We start from the raw sequence: 26,856 nt of genomic DNA, 5'->3' as shown, positions 1-26,856 counted from the left end.
ACGCCGTGAATACCGCTTATCGCAAGTCTCTTTCGGACACCGGCCTCGATTACTTCGACGCGCGCGAAGCCGTCGAATCCATTCAGCCCGGCGCCTACGACACGCTGCCCTACACTTCACGCGTGCTCGCCGAAAATCTCGTGCGCCGCTGCGACCCGGCCACGCTCGCCGCTTCGCTCAAGCAGCTCGTCGAGCGCAAGCGCGACCTCGACTTTCCGTGGTATCCGGCGCGCGTGGTGTGCCACGACATTCTCGGGCAAACCGCGCTCGTCGATCTCGCGGGCCTGCGCGACGCCATCGCCGATCAAGGCGGCGACCCGGCGAAAGTCAATCCGGTCGTGCCGGTGCAATTGATCGTCGATCACTCGCTCGCGGTGGAATGCGGCGGCTTCGACCCGGATGCGTTCGCGAAGAATCGCGCGATCGAAGACCGGCGCAACGAAGACCGCTTTCACTTCATCAACTGGACGAAGGAAGCGTTCGAGAACATCGACGTCATTCCGCCCGGCAACGGCATCATGCACCAGATCAATCTGGAGAAAATGTCGCCCGTGATCGGCGTGCGCGAAGGCGTGGCGTACCCGGACACCTGTGTGGGCACGGACAGCCACACGCCGCATGTCGACGCGCTGGGCGTGATCGCCATCGGCGTGGGCGGCCTCGAAGCCGAAAACGTCATGCTCGGCCGCGCCTCGTGGATGCGCCTGCCCGACATCGTGGGCGTGGAACTCACGGGCAAGCGCCAGCCCGGCATCACGGCCACCGACATCGTGCTCGCGCTCACCGAATTTCTGCGCAAGGAGAAAGTCGTGGGCGCGTATCTGGAGTTTCGCGGCGCGGGCGCATCGAGCCTCACGCTCGGCGACCGCGCAACCATCTCGAACATGGCGCCGGAATACGGCGCCACGGCCGCGATGTTCTTCATCGACGATCAAACGCTCGATTACCTGCGCCTCACGGGCCGCGAGGAATCGCAACTGAAACTCGTCGAAACCTACGCGAAAACAGCCGGACTCTGGGCCGATACGCTCGCGAACGCACAATACGAGCGAACGCTCACATTCGACCTTTCGTCCGTGGTGCGCAACATGGCGGGCCCGTCTAATCCGCATAAACGCCTGCCCACGTCCGCGCTCGCCGAACGCGGCATCGCGGGCAAGTGGGAAGAAACGCCGGGCCGGATGCCGGACGGCGCCGTGATCATCGCGGCCATCACGAGCTGCACGAACACCAGCAATCCGCGCAACGTGATTGCCGCCGCGCTGCTCGCGCGCAACGCGAACACGCGCGGCCTCGCGCGCAAGCCGTGGGTGAAAACCTCGCTCGCGCCGGGATCGAAGGCGGTCGAACTGTATCTGGAAGAGGCGAAGCTGCTGCCGGAACTGGAGAAGCTCGGCTTTGGCATTGTGGCGTTCGCCTGCACGACCTGCAATGGCATGTCGGGTGCGCTCGATCCGGCCATTCAACAGGAGATCGTCGATCGCGACCTCTACGCCACCGCCGTGCTTTCGGGCAACCGCAACTTCGACGGACGCATTCATCCGTATGCAAAGCAGGCGTTTCTGGCTTCGCCGCCGCTGGTCGTCGCGTATGCGATTGCGGGCACGATCCGCTTCGACATCGAAAAAGACTCGCTCGGCACGGACCGGAACGGCCAACCGGTGTATCTGAAAGACCTGTGGCCGGGCGACGAGGAAATCGACGCCATCGTTGCACAAAGCGTGAAACCCGAGCAATTCCGCAAGGTGTACGAGCCGATGTTCGCGGCCACGGCCGCGAAGCGCGACGCGACCCACCCGCTCTACGACTGGCGCGCGCAAAGCACGTACATCCGCCGCCCGCCCTACTGGGAAGGCGCGCTCGCGGGCGAACGCACGTTGCGCGGCTTGCGCCCGCTGGCCGTGCTCGGCGACAACATCACCACCGACCACCTTTCGCCTTCCAACGCAATTCTGCCGAACAGCGCGGCGGGAGAATATCTCGCGAAAATGGGCCTGCCCGAAGAGGACTTCAACTCGTACGCCACGCATCGCGGCGACCACCTCACGGCGCAGCGCGCGACCTTCGCGAACCCCACGCTGCTCAACGAAATGGCGGTGGTCGACGGCGCGGTGAAGAAAGGCTCGCTCGCGCGCATCGAACCCGAGGGCAAGGTCGTGCGCATGTGGGAAGCGATCGAAACCTACATGGAGCGCAAGCAGCCGCTCATCATCATCGCGGGCGCGGATTACGGCCAGGGTTCGTCGCGCGACTGGGCGGCCAAGGGCGTGCGGCTCGCGGGCGTGGAGGCGATCGTCGCGGAAGGCTTCGAGCGCATTCACCGCACCAACCTGATCGGCATGGGCGTGCTGCCGCTCGAGTTCAAGCCCGGCACCAACCGCACCGCGCTCGGCATCGACGGCACGGAAACCTTCAGCGTGGTTGGCGAACGCACGCCGCGCGCCACGCTCACGCTCGTGATCGAGCGCCGCAACGGCGAGCGCGTGGAAGTGCCGGTCACGTGCCGGCTCGACACGGCCGAGGAAGTGTCGATCTACGAAGCGGGCGGCGTGCTGCAACGCTTCGCGCAGGACTTCCTCGAATCCTCGTCCGCGTCATCGCGCCCGGCGGCTTGACCCGCGGCTCCAATCATCGTTTCAGGACAGCACATGGCACACGTTCCTCAAATCAGGATTCCCGCGACCTACATGCGCGGCGGCACCAGCAAAGGCGTGTTCTTCCGCTTGCAGGATCTGCCCGAGGCGGCGCAACAACCCGGCGCCGCGCGCGACCGCCTGCTCATGCGCGTGATCGGCAGCCCCGATCCCTACGGCAAGCAGATCGACGGCATGGGCGGCGCGACGTCGAGCACGAGCAAGACGGTCATCATCGGCAAGAGCAGCAGGCCAGGCCACGACGTCGACTACCTGTTCGGCCAGGTGGCGATCGACAAAGCTTTCGTCGACTGGAGCGGCAACTGCGGCAATCTTTCGGCGGCCGTCGGCCCGTTCGCGATCAGCGCCGGACTGATCGACCCGAGCCGCGTGCCTGAAAATGGCGTGGCGACGGTACGCATCTGGCAGGCCAACATCGGCAAGACCATCGTCGCGCACGTGCCGATGACCAATGGCCAGGTGCAGGAAACCGGCGCGTTCGAACTGGACGGCGTGACCTTTCCCGCCGCCGAAGTGCAGCTCGAATTCCTCGACCCCGCAGCCGAGGAAGAAGGCGCTGGCGGCGCGATGTTTCCCACGGGCAACGTCGTGGACGATCTCGAGGTGCCCGGCGTGGGCACGCTCCGGGCCACGATGATCAATGCGGGCATTCCGACGATCTTCGTGAACGCCGATGCCATCGGCTACACGGGCACGGAATTGCAGGACGCGATCAACAGCGACGCCGAAGCGCTCGCGAAGTTCGAGACGATCCGCGCGCACGGCGCGCTGCGCATGGGGCTCATCAAGAATCTGGACGAGATCGCCACTCGCCAGCACACGCCGAAGGTGGCGTTCGTCGCGAAGCCGTCGGGTTACACGGCGTCCAGCGGCAAGCGCGTCGAAGCCGGCGACGCCGATCTGCTCGTGCGCGCAATGTCGATGGGCAAGCTGCATCACGCAATGATGGGCACGGCGGCCGTGGCGATCGGCACGGCGGCAGCCATTCCCGGCACGCTCGTGAATCTCGCGGCGGGCGGCGGCGAGCGCGGCGCCGTACGCTTCGGGCACCCGTCGGGCACGTTGCGCGTGGGCGCCGAAGCACGCCAGGTCAATGGCGAATGGACGGTGACGAAAGCCATCATGAGCCGCAGCGCACGCGTGCTGATGGAAGGCTGGGTGCGTGTGCCGGGAGATTCGTTTTGATGAATGCCGCCTCGCTTCGCGCCGCCTCCTATTCGGAGGCACGTAACACAGCATCAAGTGATGCTATAATTCGTGCCATTGATACGAGGTGTTCCATGCGCACGACCATTGCACTCGACGACGATCTGGTAGCCAAGGCACAGGCCTATACCGGCCTGGAAGAGAAAACCGCACTCGTGCGCGAGGCGCTCAAGGCGCTGATCCAGCGCGAAGCCGCACGGCGGCTCGCGAATCTGGGCGGCAGCCAGCCCGGCGTCGAAGCCACGCCACGCCGCCGGCCGGACAGCGCATGATTCTCGTCGACACCTCGGTCTGGATCGACCATCTTGACGCGGCCGATCCGCTGCTCGTCAGCTTGCTCAACGACGAGCGCGTGCTGACGCATCCGTATGTGATCGGCGAGATTTCGCTCGGCAGTTTGCGCGAGCGGGACGTGGTGCTCGGCGCATTGCACGACCTGCCGCATGCGCCCGTCGCCACGCCGGAAGAGATGTTTTACCTGATCGAACGCGAAAAGCTGTTCAGCCGGGGAATCGGCTTTGTCGACACGTCACTGCTGGCTTCCGCGCGGCTAATTCCCGGCGTCACCATCTGGACGCGCGACAAGCGCTTGCAGCAGGTCGCCGGGGAGCTATGCCTGGGCGCAAAACTCGCGCATTAGGCGCGCCGGATTACATCGGCTAACTTTGCGGCGCCGGCAAATACGGCATCGGGTCCACGGGCTTCCCGTCGCGGCGCAATTCGAACAGCACGGCTACGCGGTCGGCGCTCTCGCTGCCCATTTCGGCAATCTGCTGGCCCTGGTGAACCATGTCGCCGGTTTTCACGAGCAAGCGCCGGTTGTGCGAATAGGCCGTGAGGAAGTCCTTGTTGTGCTGGACGATGATGAGACTGCCGTAGTCGTTCAAGCCGGTGCCCGCGTACATGACCTTGCCGTCGGCGGCCGCGATAACCGGGTCGCCGGGCCGCCCGCCGATCTCGATGCCGCGCGTCTCGCCGGGTGCGAACGGCTCGACCACGCGCCCGCGCGCTGGCCACACGAGCGCGACGCTATTGGCGTGACGCCCCACCTGGGCCGCTACTTCGCGAGCGTCCGCGGCACTGGGAGCATTCGAGGCATTGCTCGTGTCGCCGGCTTGCGGCGCCTGAACCGTGACGGTTTGCTTCGAGACCAGTTTGATCGACTGACCCGCACGCAAACGGCTATTGGGCTTTAGCCGGTTCCACGCGGCCAGATCCTTGACCGGCACGCCCTGGCTCTGGGCGATGCGTTGCAGCGTGTCGCCCCGGCGCACGCGCACGTAAGTGGTTTTGGTGACGACTCGCGTAACGGGCACGCTTGCCGCGGCGCTGGTCGCGTTGCTCTGGTTGTTGTCGTTTTGGTTCGTCGCCGACGTGTCGGGCTGCGGCTGTTGCGGCTGAGGCTGCTGCTGATTCATGGGGGCGCAGCCGCCCAAAAGCGCCGCCAAACCGAGTGCGGCGCAAAAACTTGTTAGACCGTGGGTGCGGCGAGCGCGACGATCCTCGAACATGATGAACCTCCAGCTTTCCATACGGCGCGGGCGTTACGCGCCATGCGCGGCGGCGCGCAGCGCTCAACGCGCTCTCGCCTCCCAATCCCGCCATGCGGCGCGGATCGGCCGCGCGATCTGCATTCAAACCCAGCGAAACTCTGAGAAATCACCGTCAACGTGCGCCATCCTGGACGCAACAACGAGGCGCTCAATCTCAAAATGGATGCGGCATTGTAAAGCCCAATTTCCGCACGGCAGGCCGCCCACACACTCTGATACAACTGTTAAACACGCGAATTTCCGTAGCTCATACCCATGGAGAAATTCGACGATTCGAGATACGGAAACGTTTGCGCAGACGTGCGATCCAGCCCTTTCAAGACTTTATCGGCATAAGCAGCGAAAAACTTGAGACGATGTGGCGCGCGGCCGCAAACGCGTTTTCCTGATTCGGGTAGTATTCGGGCGGTTTCGCCCAACCCTCGTTGATTGGTAGGAACCCTTAAGGGTTTTAACGGTCTGTTGGTGCATCGCGGCGCGGCGGCGCAACGCTTCAAACGCCCGCATTCTCGCGCGCGGAAGCTGCCCCGATTCGCCAGACCGCAGCAATTCATAACGTTACGCACGCACGGCCCGTCCGGCCTTCCGGCTGCACGATTCCATCGAATGCGCCATCGCAAGGACCGGCCTGCCGCCCCATTCATGCCAAAGTCATCCAATCGCCTGGTCGAACTCGATTTTTTTCGCGGCCTGGTTCTGCTGTTCATCGTCGTCGATCACATCGGCGGCAGCATTCTGTCGCGCGTCACGCTGCACGCCTATGCGCTGTGCGACGCGGCCGAAGTGTTCGTGTTTCTGGGCGGCTACGCCACGGCCACCGCGTGGGCCGCGCTCTGCACGCGCCGCACCGAAGCGGTCGCGCGCCAGCGCTTCATCAAGCGCGCGTTCGAGATCTACCGCGCGTTCGTCGTCACCGCGCTGTTGATGCTGCTCGTCACGGCCATTCTCGTGGCGTGCAACGTGGACGCGCCCAACCTCGCCACCACGGACCTCGACGACCTCACGCTCGCGCCCGCCGCCGCGCTGCGCGACATCGTGCTGCTGCGCCGCCAGCCGTATCTCGCGGGCGTGCTGCCGATGTACGCGTGCTTCGCGCTCGCCGCGCCGTTCGCGCTGCCGCTCGCGCGCAGCAAGCCGTGGCTGCTGTTCGGCGTGAGTCTCGCGCTGTGGGGCATCGCGCCGCACGCGGCGCCGTATCTGCCGCATGTCGCCGACGTGCAGTGGGACTTCAATCCGTTCGGCTGGCAACTGCTGTTCGTGCTCGGCGTGATCGCGCAGGCGCAGCCGGTGTTCCAGCGCGTGAGCGCGCACCGGCTCGGCGTGCTCGTCACGTTGTTCGCGCTGCTCGTCGTGGGCGCGGCGGCCATTTACCGGCTCCAGCTCGGCAACGTCGCGCTCGACGCCGACTTCAAGCGCAATCTCGCGTGGTTCCGCGCGCTCAATTTCGTCGGCATCGCATGGCTCACGGCGCACGTCATCAAGCTCGGCTGGGCGAAGCGGCTGGCACGCGCGCTGCCGTGGGTCGGGCTCGTCGGGCAAAAGGGCTTGCTCTCGTTCGTGGCCGGCGCCGTGATTTCGCTTACTGTCGATTCCGTGCTGTACTGGTACACCGACGGCTATCTCAACGTGCCGGCCGGCCTCGTTGCCGACGCGCTCGCGTTGACGGCGCTGTTGCTCGTTGCGCGCGCGTCGGACCCACTCAAGCGTTTGCTGCCCTCGCGGGCGAAGGCGTCGGCCTGATGTGCCGGCAAGTCTGGCCTCGAAGCTCGCGTCCGGCCATGATGAACGAGTCTTGCACGGCGTGAGCCCGCGCCGCTCGCCTCACGCCGCCCGTCCCCCATCGAACACCGCCCGCCGATCCGCCGTCGACCCGATGATGCCGCGCCTCATCCGCCCCGCCGCCATGCGCCGCTTTCTCCGCACCGCATTCGCCCCGCTGCTGCTGACTTGCGCGACGCTCGCCGCATTCGCCGCCACGGCCAAGCCCGCCGCCGCCAGCACGATCGCCGTCCGCACTTTCCACTCGGCCGCGCTCAATCGCGACTGGCCGTACGTGGTCTATCTGCCGGCTGGCTATCGCGCCGATCAGGGCCGCTACCCGGTGCTGTACCTCCTGCACGGCAACAACGGCGAAGCGATGGACTGGATCACGCAAGGCCAGCTCCAGACCGCCGCCGACGCACTGATTGCGCGCCACGAGATTCCGCCCGTCGTCATCGTGATGCCGCAAGGCGGCACCGAGTGGTACGTGGATCGCAGGGAAAAAATGGAAACGGCGTTCTTCGACGACCTCATGCCCGAGATCGAGTCGCATTTTGCGGTGGCGAACGACCGCGACGGCCGCGCGATCGGCGGTGTGTCGATGGGCGGTTTCGGCGCGCTGCGCTACACGCTGGAGCATCCGGACATGTTCTGCGGCGCCCTGCTGCTCTCGCCCGCGATCTATTCGGGCGAGCCGCCGCCCGCTTCGTCGGCGCGGCGCGTGGGCGTGTTCGGCGAGCGCCAGTTCGATTCGCGCGTCTGGCGCGCGCTCAACTATCCGGCGCTCTGGAACGCGTATTTCGCGCAGCCGCGCCGCGTGCCGTTCTTCGTTTCTTCCGGCGACGACGATCTCGTGATCCAGGCCGAATCGTCACTGCTTTACACGCGGCTGCGCGAGGCAGGCAATCCGGCGGCGCTGCGCATCGTCGACGGCGGCCACGTCTGGCCCGTCTGGCGCGAGTTGCTGCCCGCCGCGCTCAGGTACACACTCGCCTGCATACGTTGAACGTCGCCGAAACAAGCAACATCTTGCGGATAATTCACGTTATTCCGCCCAGTTCGCCCACAGCACCATCAGCACCGTCATGAGCGCCGGGCCGATGAAGATGCCGATCAGCCCGAACGTGCCCGCGCCGCCCAGAATGCCGAACAGCACGAGCAGAAACGGCAGGCGCGTCGAGTTGCCGATCAGCACGGGCCGCACGAAATGCTCGGCGACGAACACGACCACGCAGCCCCACGCCAGCAACACCACCGCCGCGATCATCGAGCCTTGAGCCGCGAGCCAGAGCGCCGCGCACGCGAACACGATGGGCGCGCAGAACGGCAGCATGGCCGCGATGGCCGTCACGGCGCCCAGCAGCGCCGCGTGCGGCACGCCGGTGCCGAGATACGCGGCGCCCAGAAGCACGCCTTCGCCCAGCCCGACGACCACGAGCCCCGTCACGGTCGCGCGGGTCGCCGCCGCCATGCGCTGAAGCAGTTGCGCGCCGTCGGCGCCGAACGCGCGGCGCGCGCCGCGCATGAGCGTGGACGAGAGCCGCGGCCCCGCCTGAAAGATCACGAACAGCGTGACGAGCATGAAGCCGAACGTCATCGAGGCATGCGCGGCCCGCGCGCCGAAGTGGCGGCCGAACGTGACGAGCGTGTCTCCGTGCAGATGCTTCATCGCGGGCGACGCCTTGAGCGGCTGCGTCAGATTGGCTTGCCACCAGTCGTTCACCTGGCGGCTGCCCACGGGCAGACGCGCGACGAACGCCGGCACCGGCACGCCGTTCTCCTGCGCGTCGTGCAGCCAGAGATAGAGATCGTGCGCCTCGCCGCCCGCCTGGATCGCCGTGACGGTAATGGGCAGAACGACGAGCAGGCCGATCGCCAGCGTGAGCAACGTGGCGATCACCGTCGTGCGGCCGCGAAGCCACGCGTGCCGCTCGATAGCGCCGAAGGCCGGCCACAGCACGATGGCAAGCACGGCCGCCCACGCGACGGCCGGCAGGAACTCGCGCACGACCCACAACGCGAGCACCACGAGAATGGCGTACAGCACTGCCGAGGCAGCGCGCTGGATTTTCTGCTCGTGTGCGGAGTTGGGAGCAGGCGGGCGATGAATCATGTAACCTCGGGAAAATTTTTAAAAAGGCGCTCACGCGATTCCGGCCGTGCGGCGCAGCAACGCAAATCTCGCGAACCGGTTTTTCTTCAGATTCGCGTCCGCTTCGGGCGTTCCGTCCCTCCTTCAAACGCCGTCTCCAAGCCGATTTTCGGGCCGCCGCATGTCGCGCCACGCACAACAGTGCGTTGCACAAATTCGAGATTTCGCCCTTGATCGGCCGCAAACCCGCATTCTGCCGTTAGACGGAACATGACTATCGGCAATTGTTGCCGGAATTGGAATGGTGTTTCAACGGCGACACAATGGCACTTGTCGGCGCGCAGGAATACAGTCGCGGCAACCCACTTACGGAGCCGACAATGAAGAAAAAAGCGTGCCTTGCGCTTAGCGGAGCCAACGGTGAGCGCATCGAGATACTCGAGCAGACCGATTCTGCGCTAGTGATTCGCTGGGTCGAGCCGGGGCGCTGTCATTACGGCGAACAGCGCTGGCGCCGGCGCTCGGCGCATACGTCGGGAACCTGCGCCGTGTCGCGCCGCAAAATCCGCCGTGGCGACGCCGTGTTCAAACCGGCCGAGCGCCCCGCTCCGCTCAATGCCTCCGTGATGATCGCGGCCGAAGTGTTCGGCGAACTCGTCGCGGCGGAATGAGCGCGGCGGCGTCCGGCGCTTGCCTGCAACGCGCTCGACACGCTCAACGCGGCAGCGCAATGGCCCGCGCGGCATAACGCGGCACGAAGCCTTGCGCCGCCGAAGCCGCGTCCAGCGCCGCCACGCGCGCGAGCACATCGGCGTCGAACGGCGCGGCGCGCGGTCCCGCGCGATCCACGTGCAGTAAAAGCTGCTCGCTCGCCGAAACGGGCGCGGCGCTTTCTTGCGCGCCGCCTTCCGCGAACATTTCCAGATACACGCGTATGCGCTTCGCGTCGTGCTCGATCACGCGCATTTCGACGCGCAAACGCGCGCCCGCCTTCACCTCGCGCCGATAGTTCACATGCGCTTCCAGCGTGTACATCGAGCGCCCGCGCGCCTCGCGCGCCGCCGCGTTCAGGCCGATGGCGTCCAGCAGCGCGTCGGTCGCGAAGCTGTAGATCAGCATGTAAAACGCGTCGCGCAGATGGCCGTTGTAATCGACCCATTCGCCGCGCACCGTGTCGCGGTAGACGAGCGGCGCCGCCTCGTTCATCGGTTGTCTCCTTCCCCGGCCGGCGGCCCGGCGTTTGCGCGTGCAGCAGTGTAACCGCAGGCGCTCGAACGCCGCCGCGAGGCGGGCAAATGCCGCGCCAACGCCATGCCGACGCCGCGGCACCGCAGCGAAGGCCGCCAGCCAACGGGCGATGACGGGAGCGGCAAGGGAGCGTCAAGGGCACGTCCCGCCGCGCGCCGATCCGCCACCGTGCACACAGCGCCTGGCTGCGGTAAGGTTGAACGACGCGCATGGCGGGCAGCGCTCAAGCCGCTCGACCGCAATTCGAACGCAACCCCGCCGCGCCGTGCAACCGCGCGCCTTGCAACCGCGCCTTGCAACCGTTTCCACGGCGCTTTGCGCCCGCGCATCGTAATCGCGCCTTAAAACCGCGATTTACAAGCGCGTCTTGCAACCGCTCCTTGCAACCGATTCCACCGCCGCCGCCCGCGCGGCGCTTCCGAGGTCCGGCCATGGCAGAGAACACGCCCCCGCTCGCGTTTCCCCCGCAACAGTTTTCGCTCGACGTCATGCTCGAAAAGTACGCCAAGGGCGACGAGCAAACCGCCGACGACATCTATCGCCGCGTCGCGCGAGGCGTCGCGCAGGTCGAGCCGCCCGAACTGCGCGCCGAAGTGGAGGCGCGTTTCGTCGACAACCTGCGGCACGGCGCGCTCGGCGCGGGGCGCATCATGAGCGCGGCGGGCGCGGACATCGAAGCCACGCTCATCAACTGCTTCGTGCAGCCCGTCGGCGACAGCATTCAGGGCGTCGACGAGGAAGGCCGCCCCGGCATCTACGTCGCGCTGCTGCAAGCCGCGGAAACCATGCGGCGAGGCGGCGGCGTGGGCTACAACTTCTCGGCGATCCGGCCGCGCGGCGCGCACGTCAAATCGACGGGATCGAGCGCCTCCGGCCCGTGCAGCTATATCGACGTGTTCGACGCCTCGTGCCGCACCGTGGAAAGCGCGGGCGCGCGGCGCGGCGCGCAGATGGCCGTGCTCGACTGCGATCACCCCGACCTGCCCGAATTCATCGAAGCCAAGCATTCGAAGGGACGCTGGAACAACTTCAACGTGTCCGTGGCCGTGACCGACGAATTCATGCGCGCCGTGGAAGCCGACGCGCCGTGGCAACTCGTGCATCGCGCGGAACCCTCGCCGGCGCTGCGCGCCTCGGGCGATCTGCGCCGCCGCGACGACGGCAAGTGGGTCTACGCCGAACTACGCGCGCGCACGCTCTGGGACACCATCATGCGCTCGACCTACGACGTGGCCGAGCCCGGCGTGGTGTTCATCTCGCGCATGAACGAAGACAACAACCTGCGCGCGATCGAGGCGATCCGCGCGACCAATCCGTGCGGCGAGCAGCCGCTGCCCGCGTACGGCTGCTGCAATCTCGGGCCGCTCGACCTCACGCGCTTCGTGATCGACGCCTTCGCGCAACTCGAGGGCGGCCGCCCCGATTTCGACTGGCAAGCGCTCGCCGAGCGCACGCGCACGCAAGTGCGTTTTCTCGACGACGTGCTCGACGCCACGCTCTGGCCGCTGCCCGAGCAGCAAGCCGAAGCCGCCGCCAAGCGCCGCATCGGCGTGGGCTTCACGGGACTCGGCGACACGCTCGTGATGCTCGGCATCCGCTACGACTCGGAGGAAGGCTGCGCGTTCGGCGCGCGCGTGGGCCGCACGATGCGCGACGCGGCCTATCGTGCCTCGGTCGAACTCGCGCGCGAACGCGGCGCGTTTCCCCTGTTCGACGCGAGCGCCTATCTCGCCGAAGGCACGTTCGCCTCGCGTCTGCCCGAGGCCATCAAGGCGGAAATTCGCGCGCACGGCATCCGCAACAGCCATTTGCTGTCGATCGCGCCCACCGGCACCGTGAGCCTCGCCTTCGCCGACAACGTCTCGAACGGCATCGAGCCCGCGTTCTCGTGGACGTATCAGCGCACGCGCCGCATGGCCGACGGCAGCCGCGAAACCTTCAACGTGGAAGACCATGCGTGGCGGCGCTACCGCCAGCTTGGCGGCGACGTGGACGCGCTGCCGCCGTACTTCGTGAGCGCGCTGGAAATGAGCGCGCAGGAACACGTCGCGATGATGGCGGCGGTGCAGCCTTTCGTCGATACGTCGATTTCGAAAACGGTGAACGTGCCCGCCGATTATCCGTTCGAGGACTTCGAGAACCTCTATCTCGACGCGTGGCGGCGCGGCCTCAAGGGGCTCGCCACCTACCGGCCGAACGAGACGCTGGGCGCGGTGCTGCAAGCCACGCCAACGCCCGCGCCCGCCGCCACGCCCGACGACGCCGCCAGCGACGCCTTGCTCGACCCGCTGCGCGTGGCCATCGACCATCGGCCGAAAGGCGAATTGCCCGCCGTGATCGAGAAGATCGAATACATCACGCAGACCGGCAAGGTATCGCTTTACGTGGCCGTGTCGTTCATGGAAGTGACGGGCCAGGTGAGCGGCGAAACCACCACGATCGAGCGGCCCATCGAGTTCTTCATTCCCGTGGGCCAGCGCGACGAATCGCAGCAGTGGATCACGGCGACGATGCGCTCGCTTTCGCTCGCGGCGCGCGGCGGCTTTGTCGCGCGCAATCTCCAGGATTTGCGCAAGGTGTCGTGGGATCGCGGCCAGGTGCGTTATGGCGAAACGCAACGTCTCGACGGACGCCGCACGCCGCTCTGGCACGACTCGGAAGTCGCGGCGATCGCGTATGCGATTCAGCAGATTTTGCATCGGCGCGGTTTTCTCGATGCGGAAGGACGCCAGGTGCCCTCGCGTTTGCTGGCGCGGCGGCGCGACGCGGCCCTGGCTTCGGCTTCGGTTCCTGCTTCGGCTTCGGCGTCCGCTTCCACTGCCGTTGCCGAAACCGGGGAGCGCCCCGGCGATCAGGTGCTGCCCAGCGACAACGCCCTGCCCGCCGACGCGCAGCACGCGTGGCCGCATGCGATGTTCGGCCGCCGCTGCGGGTCCTGCGGCGCGAATGCGGTGATCCGCAAGGATGGTTGCGATTTCTGCACGGCGTGCGGAGAGATCGGGTCGTGCGGCTGAATTCGCCTTGCGCCGCTTTTCACGCGGCACAGCGCATGCGTATCGCGCCGATACGTGGCGGCAATTCGTGGCGAACATCTTCAGCGCGAGACGATTCTCGATCGTTTAACCTTTTCTGAAAAATCGTTGCGTCGAACTGCGCCATACTTCCGAAGCGTTTGTCGCGCGATTCGCAGCGCCGCCGCGAATCGCAAACAGGCCGTTCTCTGAAAAGGAGGGATGAAGAAAATGAGTATCTTTGGTGACATCGTCAACAAACTGTTCCACAAGGCCAAACCCGATGCCCCGGCGCCGGCTGCCGAGCCGACGCCCGATCCGGCCGCCGCGCAGGCCGCCGCACCGGGCACGCCGCCCGCGCCTGCGCCTCTCGCGGACGTCGACGTGGCGGCCGTGATGGACCAGCTCGTCGCGCAAAGCGGCCAAACGCTGAACTGGCGCACGTCCATCGTCGACACGATGAAGGCGCTGGGCGTGGACAGCAGCCTGGAACACCGCAAGCAACTGGCGCAGGAACTGAAATATTCCGGCGACATGAACGACTCGGCCAGCATGAACGTCTGGCTGCATCGTCAGGTGATGGCCGCACTGGCCGCGAATGGCGGCAAGCTGCCCGCCGATCTCGCGGGTTGATGCGCTGATGTGGCAAGGACCGGATCGCCCCGCGCTCCGGTCCTGAAAGCGCGCGGCGATGGCAGCCGGTCCTCGCGCTTTCCCGCCGCAACGCTATCCGCGATAGCGTTCGCTTTTTTCCGCTCTCAAGCACTTCCGCGCGACGCGCGCGTTCGGCCACGCCGCGCAACGCCGGCGCGCCACGCGCCACGCGCCACGCGCCCCGCGAATCGGCGAATCAGTGAATCGGCGAACAGCGAATCAACGCGGTGAAGCTTCCCGCATCGCGGTCATCAACGCCGCGAGCGCCACGCGCCAGGCTTCGCTCTCGCGCCCGCCCGCGAGCAGCGCGCCGACGATCTCGCGATGCAGCATTTCGCGCTGCGACGTGGCCGGCAAAATCTCGCCGAATCCCACCAGCGATTGCGCGAGCGCCGCACTCGCGCCGCCTGAAGTCAGCGCGCCCAACAGGTTTTGCGCGGCATCGGGAATCGCGGCGATCATCAGCATGCGTTCCTCCCAGATCACGAAGCGCGCAAGCCGCGCGAGCAGGCTGTGCGCGCCGCCGTTCGCGAGGGCGGGCCTGTCGTCGAGCCACGTCAGCAAACGCTCGCCTTCCATCGGCCGCGCGATGACGAAGCCCTGCGCGCCGTCCACGCCGAGAATCGCGAGCGCGTGGAGCAGGTCCAACGAATCAATGCCTTCGGCCAGCACGAGCTGACCGAGCGAATGCCCGAGCCGCGTGAGCTGATACACGACGCGCAGCGTGTTCAGCGCTTCGTCGCCGCTCACCTGCACGATGTCGCGATCGAGCTTGATCCAGTCGAACGGCAACTCGCGCAAACGCGTGAGCCCGCTGTGACCGGAGCCCAGATCGTCCTGCGCGAGCAGCACGCCGAGCGCACAGAATTTTTCGAGAATCGCGCGCTTGCCCTCGCTCAGCGACAAGGTTTCGTTTTCCAGCACTTCGAGCGTGAGGCAGGCGGCCGGGCAATCGTGCCTTGCCAGCGTCGTGCGCGTGGCCTCGAAATAGCGGATGTCGTTGAGCGCCGCGGGCGGCAGATTGATCGAGATTTCCAGCGTGCGCCCTTGCGCGCACCAGCGCGCGCGGTCGGCGAGCGCGAGATCGAGGCCGCGCGAGAACAGCGCGAGCAAGTCGTCGGAAGCGAGCGCCGAGAGAAATTCGTCGGGCGCGAGCAGGCGTTCGCCGTCGCGCAGGCGCGCGAGCGCCTCGACCTTGCTCACCGCGCCCGTCGCGAGACTGAGCAGCGGCTGATAGTGCATCTCCAGCGCGCCCACGCGCACGAGCGCCGCCCAGTGCTGGCGCACGCTCACCGGCACGGCCGCGCTGATGCCGTCGTGCATCTGAATACGCATCGCGGCGCAGCCCAGCAGCGTTTGCAGCAATTCGACGAACGCCACCTGATCCGGTCCGACGAAACCGCCCGGAAACGCGCTGTACAGAATCAGCAGCGCGAGCGGCGGCTGCCCCGGCGCGGCAACCGGAATCGCCACCGAGGAACGCACGCCCTCGCTCGCCGCAAGGTCGCGCCACGGCGCGGCGAGCGGGTCGGTCTGGAAGTTGACGACGCGCTCCGGTTTGCCGCTGCGCCACGCGCGGCCCACGGCGCCCAGCCCCTGCGGATGATCGGCGCGCACGCTCACGCTCCGTCCGTGCGCCGCGAGCACGCCGAGCATGCCGCCTTCCGTGCGCCCGCCCGCGCCCGCCTCGAAGTGGAAAATGCCCGAGGCGTCCGGGCGGCCGATCAGGCACGCCGCGATTTCGGCATGCGCCGCGAGCGTCGCGATCACCTGATCGATGAAATTCGTATAGCTGCCCGCTTCCCACACCAGCCGCGTGATGCGCAACAGCGCTTCCTGCTGGGAGTCCTGCACGTCTTGATAAGCCTTCAATTGCCACGCCAGATCGGAAGTCAAACGGCGCGCGTAAAGCGCGAGCGATTCGGTGTTCACCGCGCCTTCGATCTGCGCGTAGAGCAATTCCTGGAGCACGCTGCGGCTGCGCACCAGCTCCTCCTTGTCGAGCCCGACAATCGCGTGAATGCGGCCGATGCGCTGCGCCATTTCCGCGTGTTCGCGCGCGGTGAGATCGGGGTTGGCGAGCGCGAGGAGATTCTGGATCTGGCGCGCCCTGAGATGCGCGAGTTCCTCGCCCGCGAGCATTTCGAGGATGCGGCGCGATTTGGGCAGACGCGCGAGTTCTTCATAGAACCGGCGCACCACGAGCGCCGCATGGTCTTGCAGCGCCTCGATCAGCGTTTTCATTATTGAGCCTTTGAGGTCTCCGCCCCGGCGCGGCAGGCGCGCCCGATCCCTGGCCGTTGCGTTGAGTCGGCGGCGGCCGCGTTGTTGGCCGCTTTGTTGGCCGCTGCGTCAACGCTCCCGGCTCGCACGAAGCGAGATCATACGTCATCGGCCCGCGCCGACCGTGCGCGATACCGCCCACGCCGGGAAAAGCTCAAGAAAACGATGCGCCGCTACCCGCGCGCCTCAAAGCGGCGTGAGCAACGGTTCGCCCGCGAAATGGCGGCGCGCATTCTCGGCGAAATGGCGCACCGTGGCGTTGCGCACGTCGGGCGACGTGCCGGCCGTATGCGGCGTGAGCACGATGTTCTTCAAGCCGATCAACGCCGCGGGCGGCTTCGGCTCGCCTTCGTAGACGTCGAGACCCGCGCCGCCGAGCGTGCCCGCTTCGAGCGCCGCCGCGAGCGCGGCCGTATCGACCACGCTGCCGCGCGAAACGTTGACGAGAAAACCTTGCGGCCCGAGCGCCTCCAGCACGGCGCGATCGACCAGATGCTTCGTTTGCGGGCCGCCCGGCGTGGCGATCACGAGATAGTCGCTCCATTGCGCGAGCGCCATCAGCGTGTCGAAATAGCGCGCCTGCGCGCCCTCGCGCGGCTTGCGATTGTGATAGCCGACTTCCATGTCGAAGCCCGCCGCGCGCCGCGCCACTTTCGCGCCGATATGCCCGTAGCCGACCACGCCGAGCTTGCGGCCCGTCACCGTGGGCCGCATCGGCAGGTCGTCGCGCCACACGCCCGCGCGGCACGCGGCGTCGTATTGCGCAATCGCGCGCACGGCGCCGAGCAGCAGCGCGAGCGCGTGGTCGGCCACGCAATCGGCGTTCACGCCCGCGCCGTTGCACAAGGCGATGCCGCGTGCGCGCGCGTGGTCGACGGCGATGTTTTCGTAGCCCGCGCCCAGCGCGCTCACGAATTCGAGTTGCGGCATGCGGTCGATTTCGCCGGCGCTCAGGCCGGTCGTGCCGTTCGTCAGCACCGCGCGCACACGCTCGCCGTGTTGCGCGACCGCTTGCGCGCGCGAGTCGGCGTTGGGCGCGTAGACCAGGTCGTACGACGCGCCGAGCGTGGCGCGGTCGTCGTCGGTCAGCAGGATCAGGATCAGCAGGCATGGCTTCATCGGCTTGTCATTCCTCTGTCATGGCTCGGTGGTGGCGAGTTGATGGCTTGGTGAGGGCTCCGCGACGCTCTCGCAGCGCGCGCGGCACGGCGTGCGTCACACCGCGTTCACGTAGCGCGGCGGCGCGACTTCCACGCGCGGCGCGGCGGCCACGGCGGCGTCGCGCGCGCGGCGCATTTCGTCGGCGGGCGTCATGCCGAACAGGCGCTTGAACTCGCGGCTGAACTGCGACGCGCTCTCGTAGCCCACGCGCACGGCCGCCGCGCTCACGTTGAGACCGTCGTGCGTGATGAGCAGGCGCGCGTGGTGCAGGCGCGTGGTCTTCACATACTGCATCGGCGACGTTGACGTGACGGCCTTGAAATGCGCATGGAACACCGCGAGGCTCATGCCCGCTTCGGCGGCAAGCGTCACCACGTCGAGTTCGCCGCGATAGTCGGTGTGAATGCGGCGCAGCGCCTTGGCGATGCGGCCGAAATGATGCTGATGCGTGAGCGCCGCGCGAATCGCGTCGCCTTGCTCGCCCGTGAGCACGCGGTAGCAGATCTCGCGCACGATGGCCGGGCCGAGAATGCGCGCCTCGCACGGCTGCGCGAGCGCTTCGAGCAAGCGCAACACGGCGTTCGACAGCGGCGCGTCGAGCGGCGTGGCGTAAATGCCCGACGGCTCCGAGTACGCGCCGCCGCGCGAATCGTCGAGCGCCATCAGCAATTCGGCCACGGTCGTGAGATCGACGCGCACGCTGATGGCGAGAATCGGCTGCTCCGGGCTCGCCTCGGTCTCGCACTCGAACGGCATCGGCACGGAAAGCACCAGGTAATGTTGCGCGTCGTAGATGAACACCTGGTCGCCGAGAAAGCCGCGCTTGCGGCCTTGGCAAACGATGAAGATGCTCGGCTCGTACATCACCGGCTGGCGCGGGTGGCTCTGGCTGCCGCGATAAAGGCGCACGCCTTCGAGAGGCGTGGGGTGAACGCCGTCGCATTGCGTGAGCTGCATGAGCAGTTCGACGATGCGCGGCTGGTTGGCGGCGGGCGGCGTGGCGGCGGTCACGGCCGGCGCGGCCACGGTTTTGACGTAGACCATAGGTTTGTGCCTGAGTTTGTGCCCCAAATAGACAAGGCGCGCAGAGAAACAGGCTTGCCAATCTATCACCGTTCACGCGCGCGCGGACTTCGCCAGGAGAAACAGGCAAGTGTTCGATAGATTCAGGTATTCCCTGGGTGGAGCCCGGTCCTTACGATAGGAACCCTGCCGCAACACCCAGGCAACGACAACCGCAACGCAAAGGAGCCCCCATGTACCCAACTCAAGGATATGCCGCACGCGACGCCGCTTCGCCGCTCGCCCCGTTCGAATTCGAGCGCCGCGATCTGCGCGACCTCGACGTGCGTCTCGACGTGCTCTTCTGCGGCGTGTGCCACTCCGACCTGCACCAGGCGCGCGACGAATGGCGCAACTCGATCTACCCGGTCGTGCCGGGTCACGAAATCGTCGGCCGCGTAGCCGAAGTGGGCAGCGGCGTGACGAAGTTCAAGGTGGGCGAACTGGTCGGCGTGGGCTGTCTCGTCGATTCGTGCCGCACCTGCGCAAGCTGCGAGGAAGGCCTCGAACAGTATTGCGAAAACGGCTGGGTCGGCACTTATAACGGCGCCGACAAGCTGACCGGCGACATCACGCTCGGCGGCTATTCCACGCAACTCGTGGTGGACGAAGCCTTCGTGCTGCGCGTGCCGGAGAACCTCGACGCCGCCGCCGCCGCGCCGCTGCTCTGCGCGGGCATCACCACGTATTCGCCGCTGCGCGCGTGGGGCGCCGGCCCCGGCAAGAAGGTCGGCATCGTCGGGCTCGGCGGTCTCGGCCACATGGGCGTGAAGCTCGCTCACGCGATGGGCGCGCACGTCGTGCTGTTCACCACCTCGCCTTCGAAGATCGAGGACGGCAAGCGCCTCGGCGCCGACGAAGTGGTGATCTCGAAGGACCCGGAGCAAATGGCGAAGCATGCCAACAGCTTCGACCTGATCGTCAACACCGTGGCCGCGCAGCACGACCTGAACCCGTTCATCGAGCTGCTGCGCCGCGACGGCACGATGACGCTGGTGGGCGCGCCCGAGCACGATCACCCGTCGCCGCAAGTGTTCAGCCTGATCATGAAGCGCCGCCGTCTCGCGGGCTCGCTGATCGGCGGTATCGCGGAAACGCAGGAAATGCTGGACTTCTGCGGGAAGCATGGCATCACGTCGGATATCGAAATGATCCCGATGCAGGACATCAACAACGCCTACGAGCGCATGCTCAAGAGCGATGTGAAGTACCGCTTCGTGATCGATCTCGATTCGCTGCGCAAGTAAGCGCCGCCGCTCCGACCCAACGCCGTGCCCCGCCGGGCCGTCCGATCGGACGGCCCGCCAGCCCTTCCTTCCTCCGCAACGAATCCGCCGCCTCGCGCGCGGGTTTCGCGAGCGGTCCCCGTAGTCGAGCCGGCGCCCTCGTGCGCCGCCATTAACCGTTATCGCCTGTATCGCTTCGCCGCTGCCGTGCGTCGCTGTCCGCGAGACGCCGGTTCGTCTTTCGCTTTTGCCGTTGCAACGCGGATGCCGTTCCCTTTCGACAAACCGTAGGAGCTCGCCCGTGATCGACCGCATCCAGGCGATGCGCACGTTCGTCCGCATCGTCGATACCAACAGTTTCACCAAAGCCGCGCAGTCGCTCGACATGCCGCGCGCCAGCGCGACTACGCTCATGCAAAATCTCGAATCGCTGCTCGGCACGCAATTGCTCGTGCGCACGACGCGGCGGCTTTCGCTCACGCCCGAAGGCGCCGCGTACTACGAACGCGCCTCGCAAATCCTCGCCGACATCGACGACGCCGAAGCGAGCGTGCGCCAGCAGCCCGGCGCGATCGGCGGCCGGCTGCGCGTGGAAATGCCCGGCCTGATCGCCAACGCGATCGTGCTGCCCGCGCTCGACGACTTCCACGCGCGTTATCCGCAGATCGATCTCGTGGTCGGCGTGAGCCTGCGCAACGTGGATCTCGTCGGCGAAGGCGTGGATTGCAGCATCCAGTTGGGCGAGTTGCCCGATTCGGGTTTGGCCGCGCGCCGGCTGGGCGTGCTCGAGCACGTGACCTGCGCGAGCCCCGCCTATCTCGCGCGGCACGGCGCGCCCGAAACGCTCGACGATCTGGCGCGGCACCGCGTCGTCAATTTTCTTTCGCCGGTCACGGGCCGCCCGTTCGAATTCGACTTCGAAGTGGACGGCAGCGCGACCAAGGTGAAGGTGGACGGCTTCGTGCACGTTTCCGACGAGTTCGCGTATCTCACCTGCGGCCTGCAAGGCTACGGGCTGATCCAGCCGCCGCTGCTCGCCGCCCAGCCGTATCTGGGCAGCGGCGCGCTGCGCGAGGTGCTGCCGCAGTGGAAGCCGCTGCCGACGCCGGTTTCGGTGGCGTTCGTGAAGTCGCGCCAGCTTTCGCCGCGCGTGCGCGTGTTCGTCGACTGGCTCGCCGAGCTGTTCGACGACGCCGGCCCGATCAACCGCGATCTCTCGCACGTCCGGCGGCTGCTGGAAGGTTTGCAGCCGGCGTGAGCGAGGCCGCGCCGCGGGCGCATGCGTTGCGTTTTCGTCGCGTGCGTTTTCGTCGCGACGCGCGCTTTCAGCGCGGCTTCGACCGGGATCGAGCGCGGCTTCAACGCGGCCTGGCGAGGGTCATGCCGCGGCGCGCATGAAAGCGCGCGACGGTGGCGTAAGGCAGCCAGGCGTCTGCCTGATACGGCGCGACGCCCGACGGATTGTGAAACCACACGCCGCCGTCGCCGCGACCGTGCAGCAGGATCAAATGGCCGCCGGTGCGCGCGTTCGGCCGATCGGGATAGCGGATTTCCGGGCTCACCGAGACGATCGCGAGCGTGTCGGCGTTCAGGCGCGCGGCGCTCGCTTCGATGCCTTCGTCGGTCATCACCTCGACGCGCACGCCGAAGTCCGCTTCCACCCACGCGGCGAACGGACGGTAGATGAGGCCGTCCACGCCGCCGTCCTCGCGCACGCGGTAGACGCCGTGGCGCAGCGCCGCCTCGAGCAACCCGGCGCGCGGCGCGTGGCCGACGCCCCAGTAATCGAGCGCCGATTCGAGGCACGTCAGGCCGCATAGACGCTTGGCCCAGAAGCGGTAATCGTCGGCATGCGCGAAGCCGCTGCGTTGCCAGCCGGGATCGTCGCACGGATCGGCATTGTTCCCGACGATAGCCGCGACCCACTCGGGGCTGCCCCACTGGCTGTAATACGGCACGCCCGCATGGCGGCACCGGGCTTCGCCATTCCCGAAGCGGGCTTCGCCGTTCCCGCACCAGGCTTCGCCGTTCCCGTTTTCGCGCACTTTTTCCAAGCTCGACTCCTCGCTGCTGCCGGACCCGAACCCGTCCGAATCCGGTCCGAATCCGTCCGAAAGCCGCCATCTTCGCAGATCGAACGCCGCCCGCACAACGCGGCGGTCGCACGCGCGCGCGTAGCACGCGGCGTTTCGCGCCCTGATTACATTTCGTAAAAAAAACGGTCCGCCTTCGGCTTTTTATGCGTTTAGAATAATGGGCCACCCGCACGCAACCGCTCCGTACGCCCATCACGCGGCGCGCGCGGCGGCGCGCCATAATCAAAAACCGAATCCTTCTTCCTCCCCTATCGCAGTATGTCGAACGTTGCAGACACCACCGACTCGGCTACGGTCGCGGAGCGAGTACGCGAGCTGATGACGCGTCACGGCATCGGCAAACGCCAGCAAACCACCGAGCTTTGCCGGATTCTCGACCTGAGCTTTTCGCAGGGTCATCGCAAGCTGCGCGGCAACAGTCCGTGGACGCTCGCGCAAATCAAGAAGGTGGCGGAAGCGTTCGGCGAACCGGCAAGCCAGCTATTCGGCGCGCAACTGCTCGATCCGGGCATGGTGGGCGCCAACGCGCAAGAGGCGCTGCTGTGCGTGAGCGCGGCCGAACTGCCCTGCACCGCGTGGATCGGCGCGCCCGTGGAGGCCGGCAGCCGCCCGGACTTCGTCGCCTACGAAAAGCAGGGGCAATGGCGCGTGGTGCGCCCCGACGGCGCGCTGTATCAGAACGCGCGCGAAGTCCACAAGATCGAGATCTACCCGCGCCGCGCCGAACTCGACAAGCCAGCCATCGCCGTGGTGGACGACGACCAGGCTTCCGCCGACAACCTGCGCGACTACCTCGAACACAGCGGCTACACGGCGCATGCGCTGTACGGCCTCGCCGCGTTCAACGAGGCGCTCGACAGCCAGGTATTCGACGGCGTGGTGATCGACTGGCTGTTCGGCTCGCAAACCGCCGCCGAGGCGATCCGCCGCGTGCGCGCCTCCGAAAACCCCGAAGCGCCCATTTTCGTGCTCACCGGCGAACTGCTCACGGGCAAGGCCAGCGAATCGGAAATCAGCCAGGTCGTGCGCCACTACAACGTGGCGTGCTACGAAAAACCCGCGCGCATGGCGATTCTCGTCGCCGATCTGTCCAAGCGTCTGAATCGCGGTTGATGCTGCGCGCCGCGTGGCCGGCGCGCCTATCGCGAACGCCCCGAACGCCCCGATCGCTCATTCCAGCGCAACCGCGACCGCGGATTCCATCGCGCCGCCGCACGCCCGCCACCCGTTCTCACGCACGCGTCTCGCGCGACGCCGCCAGCGCGCGCTGCACGGCCGCGCGCAGCACTTCGTAGTGGACCGGTTTCGTGAGGCGGTCGAAGAACGCGGCATCGGCGCCCGGTTCCGCCTGCGCGAGCGTTGCGATGCCGCCCGCGTCGGCGCTCACGGCAATCACGCGCGGTTTTTTGCGCCTGCCGCAGCGCGCTTCGAGCGCGGCCGCGAACGCATAGCCGTCGCGGCCCGGCATGTGCAGATCGAGCAGCACCACGTCGCACGGCGCCGCGTCTAGCCGCGCGAGCGCGCTGTCGGCATCGGCGGCGGCGAGCGCGGCGTAGCCCATGTGCGAGACCATTTCGCACAACGACTCGCGCACGAGCGGGTTGTCGTCGACGATCAGCACCTGCGGCGGCGCGAGCGCGCCCGCTTGCGCCACGGCGGCGACGGGCGCGGCCGGCGGCTCGACGGAGGCGACCGGAATGCGCACCGTGAACGTCGTGCCCTCGCCCACGCGGCTTTGAGTGTCGATCGTGCCGCCGAACAGTTCGACCAGCCCGCGCACGATCGCGAGGCCCATGCCCGCGCCCTCATACCTTCGCGAGCGCGACGCGTCGAGCTGCGTGAACTCCTTGAAGATGAGCGGAATCTGCTCGGCCGCCACGCCCGGCCCGGTGTCGCTCACCCGGATTACGAGCGTTTGCGGCGCAGGCGCCGAAGCCGCCACGTTCGCTTCGAGCGCGAATTCGAGCCGCACCGTGCCGCGCTCCGTGTAGCGGATCGCGTTGGTCACGAGATTGTTAGCGATCTGGCGAATGCGATGCGGGTCGGCAACCACGCGCCGCGCCGCGCCCGCAAAACCCTGCTCGAAGGTAAGCGAGCGCGCGAGCGCCGCGCACTCGTTCTCGTCGACGATGGATTGCAGCAGTTCGCGCGAATCGAATTCCTCTTCGCGCAATTCGAGCTTGCCCGCGCCGAGCCGCGCGTAATCGGTGAGGTCTTTCATCTGCGCTTCGAGCTGGCGCGCGGCGGTTTCGAGCCGCCCGATCACCTTGCGGTCCGCCTCCGAATGCGAGTTGAAACCGAGCAGTTCGATCGACGAAACAATGGCGTGCAGCGGCGTGCGCAATTCGTGGCTGATCATGCCGAGAAACGCGTCCTTCGCCATGCTCGCCTCGCGCGCCGCGAGGCTCGCCTGGTGCTCCGCTTCGAGCGCCGCGCGCTGCTGATGCAACAGGCGCGTGCGCCGATAGCCGTTCATCACGAGCAGAACGGCGGCCGCGGCGGAAAGCACGAGCAGCAGGAAACCGGCCACGAACAAGTCGCGGCGCTTGGCGATGAAATCGCGCCGGATCGACTCGCGCTCGCTCACGTCGACGGAACGCCGGCTCAGCGCCAGGTCGGTGACCTGCGCCCAGTGCGAATCGAGCGCGGTCAGCATGGGCGCGGCGCGCCACGGATACGCTTCGAGCGACGCGATCTGCGACTCGAACGGCGAAATGGTCGCGTCGAGCACCGCGAGATCGGCTTCCTGACGCTTCATGAGGCGGGGCGTGGCTGCGAGCGCGCGCGTGGACCCCTTCATCACGTTGAGCTTCGATTGCAGCAATTCGTAGCGCAGCCGCACCTTGTCCACGTCGCGGTCGATGCCGTCGGCGTAAATCAGCAACTGGCTTTCGAAACGCGCATAGGCGATCTGCAACTGCGCGGCGTCCCAGTAAAGGCCGTCGTAGCTGCCGGTCAGGCGCTGCACGACTTTCGGATTGAGCAGATTCGCGTAAAGCAGATACCCGACGGCGACCACGGGCGGCGCGAGCGCGGCGACCCAGATCGCGACCTGCACGAAGCGGCGCAGGCGAGTCGGAAACGGAGTCTTCAATCGGTCGTGCATGGCCTGCCGTTCACCGTTTGATGGTCATCGACTTGATCTGCCACGCGAACTTGGCGTCGCCCGCCGCGCCGTCGAGATCGAGCGGATATTGATCGCGCGGATAAATCAGGAACAGCGGGCCGAAGTCGCTGACCTTGAGCCGCCGGCCGTTCATCTCGTAGGCGAGCACGACGCCGTAGCGCGCCGCGTCGGCGACCGGCACGACGCAGGTGTAGTCGTCGATCGTATGGATCTCGATCTGGCTGCCGTATGCGCCCACGGCCTTGAGCACGTCGGACAGCAACGGGCCGGTGAAGGTCGATTTCGGCGTCCACGTGGTCGACGTCGAGATCGAATGCGAAGGCAACTTGAGCAACTGCGCCTCGCCGAAATGAAACGACGTGTGCGCGGCATTGTTCGTCATGCGTACCTCGCCGTCCACGTCGAGCGCAAGCGCGGGCGGCGCCGCGCGCGCCAACGGCGCCGCTTCCAGCGTGACGCCCAGCGCGCACGCGAGCACGGCGGCGGCGCGCCGCCAGCGCGGCCAGTCCTTGAAAACCTGCATTTATTTCACCTTGTTCGCGCGACGAATCGCGTCGATCGCGTCTATTTCCGGGCTTTCGCGCAGCGGCCCCCGCCGCCGCGCAGGCCCGCGCGGCCAGCACCGGCTCGCGAGCATAGGCATAATATCGCCAAACATTGCGCCGACACCAGGCCACTTCCTCGCGCGCAAACGCGTCGGGAAACCGCGTCGGAGTTCGATTGCACCGCATGATCTTCGAATGGATAAGCCCATCGTTCCGCTTACTTACGAACAGCTCGACCACTGGGTCGAATCGCTGCAACCGGCATTGATCGCGGAAGAATTCGCGATGGTGGTCGGCATTCTGCGCGGCGGCGCGCCGCTCGCATTGATGGTTTCGCACGCAACGGGCGCGAGCGTCGCGTTTCTGCGCTACGAGCGCGCGACGCGCGAAGTGCGCTGGGATTCGGCGCTGCCCTTGCCCGAACCCGGCTCGAAAGTGCTGCTTTGCGAAGACATCGCGGGCCGTGGCAACACGCTCGTGGACTGCATTGCCTTCCTGCGCGAGCACGGCCTCGTGGTGCGCACGCTCACCGGCGCGTTCGACGACCTGAGCCGTTTGCGGCCCGATTATTCGATCGACGCGAGCGGCTATTTCGCGCTGTTTCCGTGGGAGCGCCAGGCCTACACCGACCGCTATCGCGCCGACTGGACACGCGACGGCAAGAGCGAAGGCATGCTCATGGCCGACGACCACGAATACGCCGTGTACGCCATCGACCTGGACGGCGTGCTGCTGCCCGACATTCCGCTCGCGCGCTACGACGAAGACCTCGTGGCCGCGCTCGCCGAACGCGACGCGCTCGTGCCGTTCGAGCGCCTGCCCGGCATCGACATGAAACGCACGCGCGCCATCATCACGGGCCGCCCGGAAATGGACCGCGAGCGCACGCTCGCATGGCTCGAACGGCACGGCTTCGGGCATCTCGAACTCATCATGCGCACGCCCGACTCGCACGACGAAACCGCGGCGGGCGCGGCCGCGCACAAGGCGGCGGCCGCGATCAGATGCGGCGTGACGCATTTCATCGAAAGCGATCCCGTGCAGGCCATTCTCATCGCGCAAAGCGCGCCGCTGCTGCGCGTGATCTGGTGGAACGCGCAAACGCGCACCGGCACGCTGATCGGCGCTTCGGCATGGAGTTGACGCGCGCGGGCTCGGCGCGCCGCGCGCCGCGCGC

Annotated in this window: 22 protein-coding genes; 13 read left to right on the top strand and 9 right to left on the bottom strand. The window is 66.9% G+C overall.

What is annotated here, in order from left to right:
- Nucleotides 1–5 precede the first annotated feature (5 nt).
- The 4 genes from acnD (at nt 6) to U5805_RS08085 (ending at nt 4,500) form a co-directional block, all read left to right on the top strand.
- Nucleotides 6–2,615, top strand: a complete 2,610-nt coding sequence (gene acnD, locus U5805_RS08100; protein ID WP_322102947.1) for a Fe/S-dependent 2-methylisocitrate dehydratase AcnD — start codon at nt 6–8, stop codon at nt 2,613–2,615.
- A gap of 33 nt (nt 2,616–2,648) precedes the next feature.
- Nucleotides 2,649–3,839 (top strand): 2-methylaconitate cis-trans isomerase PrpF, encoded by a 1,191-nt coding sequence (prpF, locus tag U5805_RS08095; protein WP_322102946.1) that lies wholly within the window; start codon nt 2,649–2,651, stop codon nt 3,837–3,839.
- A 95-nt stretch (nt 3,840–3,934) separates the two neighbouring features.
- Complete coding sequence (locus tag U5805_RS08090; RefSeq protein WP_322102945.1) at nt 3,935–4,132, top strand: type II toxin-antitoxin system VapB family antitoxin; 198 nt, start codon at nt 3,935–3,937, stop codon at nt 4,130–4,132.
- Nucleotides 4,129–4,500, top strand: coding sequence for a type II toxin-antitoxin system VapC family toxin (locus tag U5805_RS08085; RefSeq protein ID WP_322102944.1), 372 nt, complete (start codon nt 4,129–4,131; stop codon nt 4,498–4,500). Before U5805_RS08090 ends, U5805_RS08085 begins: the two co-directional genes overlap by 4 nt.
- Before the next feature lie 19 nt (nt 4,501–4,519).
- Here U5805_RS08085 and U5805_RS08080 read toward each other — a convergent pair whose 3' ends face one another.
- On the bottom strand, nt 4,520–5,278 hold the full coding sequence (locus U5805_RS08080) for a peptidoglycan DD-metalloendopeptidase family protein (RefSeq protein ID WP_322102943.1): 759 nt from the start codon (nt 5,276–5,278) through the stop codon (nt 4,520–4,522).
- A 777-nt stretch (nt 5,279–6,055) separates the two neighbouring features.
- Here U5805_RS08080 and U5805_RS08075 point away from each other — a divergent pair.
- Nucleotides 6,056–7,153 (top strand): OpgC domain-containing protein, encoded by a 1,098-nt coding sequence (locus U5805_RS08075; RefSeq protein ID WP_322102942.1) that lies wholly within the window; start codon nt 6,056–6,058, stop codon nt 7,151–7,153.
- Between the two features lie 163 nt (nt 7,154–7,316).
- On the top strand, nt 7,317–8,180 hold the full coding sequence (locus U5805_RS08070; RefSeq protein WP_415914559.1) for an alpha/beta hydrolase: 864 nt from the start codon (nt 7,317–7,319) through the stop codon (nt 8,178–8,180).
- Between the two features lie 39 nt (nt 8,181–8,219).
- Here U5805_RS08070 and U5805_RS08065 read toward each other — a convergent pair whose 3' ends face one another.
- Entirely contained in the window at nt 8,220–9,287 is a 1,068-nt protein-coding gene (locus U5805_RS08065) for an AI-2E family transporter (protein ID WP_322102940.1), read from the bottom strand.
- Nucleotides 9,288–9,646: 359 nt separating this feature from the next.
- Here U5805_RS08065 and U5805_RS08060 point away from each other — a divergent pair, with 359 nt between their 5' ends.
- Nucleotides 9,647–9,937, top strand: a complete 291-nt coding sequence (locus U5805_RS08060) for a DUF3331 domain-containing protein (protein ID WP_322103108.1) — start codon at nt 9,647–9,649, stop codon at nt 9,935–9,937.
- Between the two features lie 43 nt (nt 9,938–9,980).
- On the opposite strand, the gene U5805_RS08055 is transcribed toward U5805_RS08060, so the two are convergent.
- The gene (locus U5805_RS08055; protein WP_322102939.1) at nt 9,981–10,472 is read right to left on the bottom strand and encodes a thioesterase family protein; all 492 of its coding nucleotides are present in this window, start codon (nt 10,470–10,472) and stop codon (nt 9,981–9,983) included.
- A gap of 473 nt (nt 10,473–10,945) precedes the next feature.
- On the opposite strand from U5805_RS08055, the gene U5805_RS08050 reads away from it, so the two are divergent.
- Nucleotides 10,946–13,528, top strand: a complete 2,583-nt coding sequence (locus U5805_RS08050; RefSeq protein ID WP_322102938.1) for an adenosylcobalamin-dependent ribonucleoside-diphosphate reductase — start codon at nt 10,946–10,948, stop codon at nt 13,526–13,528.
- Between the two features lie 228 nt (nt 13,529–13,756).
- A complete protein-coding gene (locus U5805_RS08045; protein WP_322102937.1) occupies nt 13,757–14,158 on the top strand; it encodes a DUF3597 domain-containing protein in 402 nt (133 codons plus the stop codon).
- 240 nt (nt 14,159–14,398) lie between these two features.
- On the opposite strand, the gene U5805_RS08040 is transcribed toward U5805_RS08045, so the two are convergent.
- From U5805_RS08040 to U5805_RS08030, 3 genes are all read right to left on the bottom strand, one after another.
- Nucleotides 14,399–16,423, bottom strand: a complete 2,025-nt coding sequence (locus tag U5805_RS08040; RefSeq protein WP_322102936.1) for an EAL domain-containing protein — start codon at nt 16,421–16,423, stop codon at nt 14,399–14,401.
- A 225-nt stretch (nt 16,424–16,648) separates the two neighbouring features.
- Nucleotides 16,649–17,581, bottom strand: coding sequence for a 2-hydroxyacid dehydrogenase (locus U5805_RS08035; RefSeq protein WP_322102935.1), 933 nt, complete (start codon nt 17,579–17,581; stop codon nt 16,649–16,651).
- A gap of 96 nt (nt 17,582–17,677) precedes the next feature.
- Nucleotides 17,678–18,667, bottom strand: coding sequence for an AraC family transcriptional regulator (locus tag U5805_RS08030; protein ID WP_322102934.1), 990 nt, complete (start codon nt 18,665–18,667; stop codon nt 17,678–17,680).
- 212 nt (nt 18,668–18,879) lie between these two features.
- Between U5805_RS08030 and U5805_RS08025 the strand changes: the two genes are divergently transcribed.
- Entirely contained in the window at nt 18,880–19,932 is a 1,053-nt protein-coding gene (locus U5805_RS08025) for an NAD(P)-dependent alcohol dehydrogenase (RefSeq protein ID WP_322102933.1), read from the top strand.
- A gap of 280 nt (nt 19,933–20,212) precedes the next feature.
- A complete protein-coding gene (locus tag U5805_RS08020; protein WP_322102932.1) occupies nt 20,213–21,169 on the top strand; it encodes a LysR family transcriptional regulator in 957 nt (318 codons plus the stop codon).
- Between the two features lie 100 nt (nt 21,170–21,269).
- Here the strand turns inward: U5805_RS08020 and U5805_RS08015 are convergent, their stop codons facing one another.
- A complete protein-coding gene (locus U5805_RS08015; RefSeq protein ID WP_322103107.1) occupies nt 21,270–21,869 on the bottom strand; it encodes a C39 family peptidase in 600 nt (199 codons plus the stop codon).
- A 396-nt stretch (nt 21,870–22,265) separates the two neighbouring features.
- Between U5805_RS08015 and U5805_RS08010 the strand changes: the two genes are divergently transcribed.
- A complete protein-coding gene (locus U5805_RS08010; RefSeq protein ID WP_322102931.1) occupies nt 22,266–23,120 on the top strand; it encodes a helix-turn-helix domain-containing protein in 855 nt (284 codons plus the stop codon).
- Between the two features lie 118 nt (nt 23,121–23,238).
- On the opposite strand, the gene U5805_RS08005 is transcribed toward U5805_RS08010, so the two are convergent.
- On the bottom strand, nt 23,239–25,101 hold the full coding sequence (locus tag U5805_RS08005; protein WP_322102930.1) for a hybrid sensor histidine kinase/response regulator: 1,863 nt from the start codon (nt 25,099–25,101) through the stop codon (nt 23,239–23,241).
- 22 nt (nt 25,102–25,123) lie between these two features.
- Nucleotides 25,124–25,657 (bottom strand): molybdopterin-dependent oxidoreductase, encoded by a 534-nt coding sequence (locus U5805_RS08000; RefSeq protein ID WP_322102929.1) that lies wholly within the window; start codon nt 25,655–25,657, stop codon nt 25,124–25,126.
- 217 nt (nt 25,658–25,874) lie between these two features.
- On the opposite strand from U5805_RS08000, the gene U5805_RS07995 reads away from it, so the two are divergent.
- Nucleotides 25,875–26,822, top strand: coding sequence for a phosphoribosyltransferase (locus U5805_RS07995; protein WP_322102928.1), 948 nt, complete (start codon nt 25,875–25,877; stop codon nt 26,820–26,822).
- The last annotated feature ends 34 nt before the right edge of the window (nt 26,823–26,856 follow it).

This window comes from Paraburkholderia sp. J41, assembly GCF_905220235.1.
GTDB lineage: Bacteria > Pseudomonadota > Gammaproteobacteria > Burkholderiales > Burkholderiaceae > Paraburkholderia.
Note: the sequence above shows the minus strand (reverse complement) of the source record. Positions and strands in the feature narration are given on the sequence as shown.

Coding starts and splice junctions, on each gene's coding strand:
- U5805_RS08090 (WP_322102945.1), top strand. CDS start 3,935: ATGCGCACGACCATTGCACTCGACGACGATCTGGTAGCCAAGGCACAG.
- U5805_RS08040 (WP_322102936.1), bottom strand. CDS start 16,423: ATGAAAACGCTGATCGAGGCGCTGCAAGACCATGCGGCGCTCGTGGTG.
- U5805_RS07995 (WP_322102928.1), top strand. CDS start 25,875: ATGGATAAGCCCATCGTTCCGCTTACTTACGAACAGCTCGACCACTGG.
- prpF (WP_322102946.1), top strand. CDS start 2,649: ATGGCACACGTTCCTCAAATCAGGATTCCCGCGACCTACATGCGCGGC.
- U5805_RS08010 (WP_322102931.1), top strand. CDS start 22,266: ATGTCGAACGTTGCAGACACCACCGACTCGGCTACGGTCGCGGAGCGA.
- U5805_RS08065 (WP_322102940.1), bottom strand. CDS start 9,287: ATGATTCATCGCCCGCCTGCTCCCAACTCCGCACACGAGCAGAAAATC.
- U5805_RS08075 (WP_322102942.1), top strand. CDS start 6,056: ATGCCAAAGTCATCCAATCGCCTGGTCGAACTCGATTTTTTTCGCGGC.
- U5805_RS08080 (WP_322102943.1), bottom strand. CDS start 5,278: ATGAATCAGCAGCAGCCTCAGCCGCAACAGCCGCAGCCCGACACGTCG.
- U5805_RS08025 (WP_322102933.1), top strand. CDS start 18,880: ATGTACCCAACTCAAGGATATGCCGCACGCGACGCCGCTTCGCCGCTC.
- U5805_RS08030 (WP_322102934.1), bottom strand. CDS start 18,667: ATGGTCTACGTCAAAACCGTGGCCGCGCCGGCCGTGACCGCCGCCACG.
- U5805_RS08050 (WP_322102938.1), top strand. CDS start 10,946: ATGGCAGAGAACACGCCCCCGCTCGCGTTTCCCCCGCAACAGTTTTCG.
- U5805_RS08070 (WP_415914559.1), top strand. CDS start 7,317: ATGCGCCGCTTTCTCCGCACCGCATTCGCCCCGCTGCTGCTGACTTGC.
- U5805_RS08000 (WP_322102929.1), bottom strand. CDS start 25,657: ATGCAGGTTTTCAAGGACTGGCCGCGCTGGCGGCGCGCCGCCGCCGTG.
- U5805_RS08045 (WP_322102937.1), top strand. CDS start 13,757: ATGAGTATCTTTGGTGACATCGTCAACAAACTGTTCCACAAGGCCAAA.
- U5805_RS08055 (WP_322102939.1), bottom strand. CDS start 10,472: ATGAACGAGGCGGCGCCGCTCGTCTACCGCGACACGGTGCGCGGCGAA.
- U5805_RS08060 (WP_322103108.1), top strand. CDS start 9,647: ATGAAGAAAAAAGCGTGCCTTGCGCTTAGCGGAGCCAACGGTGAGCGC.
- U5805_RS08085 (WP_322102944.1), top strand. CDS start 4,129: ATGATTCTCGTCGACACCTCGGTCTGGATCGACCATCTTGACGCGGCC.
- U5805_RS08035 (WP_322102935.1), bottom strand. CDS start 17,581: ATGAAGCCATGCCTGCTGATCCTGATCCTGCTGACCGACGACGACCGC.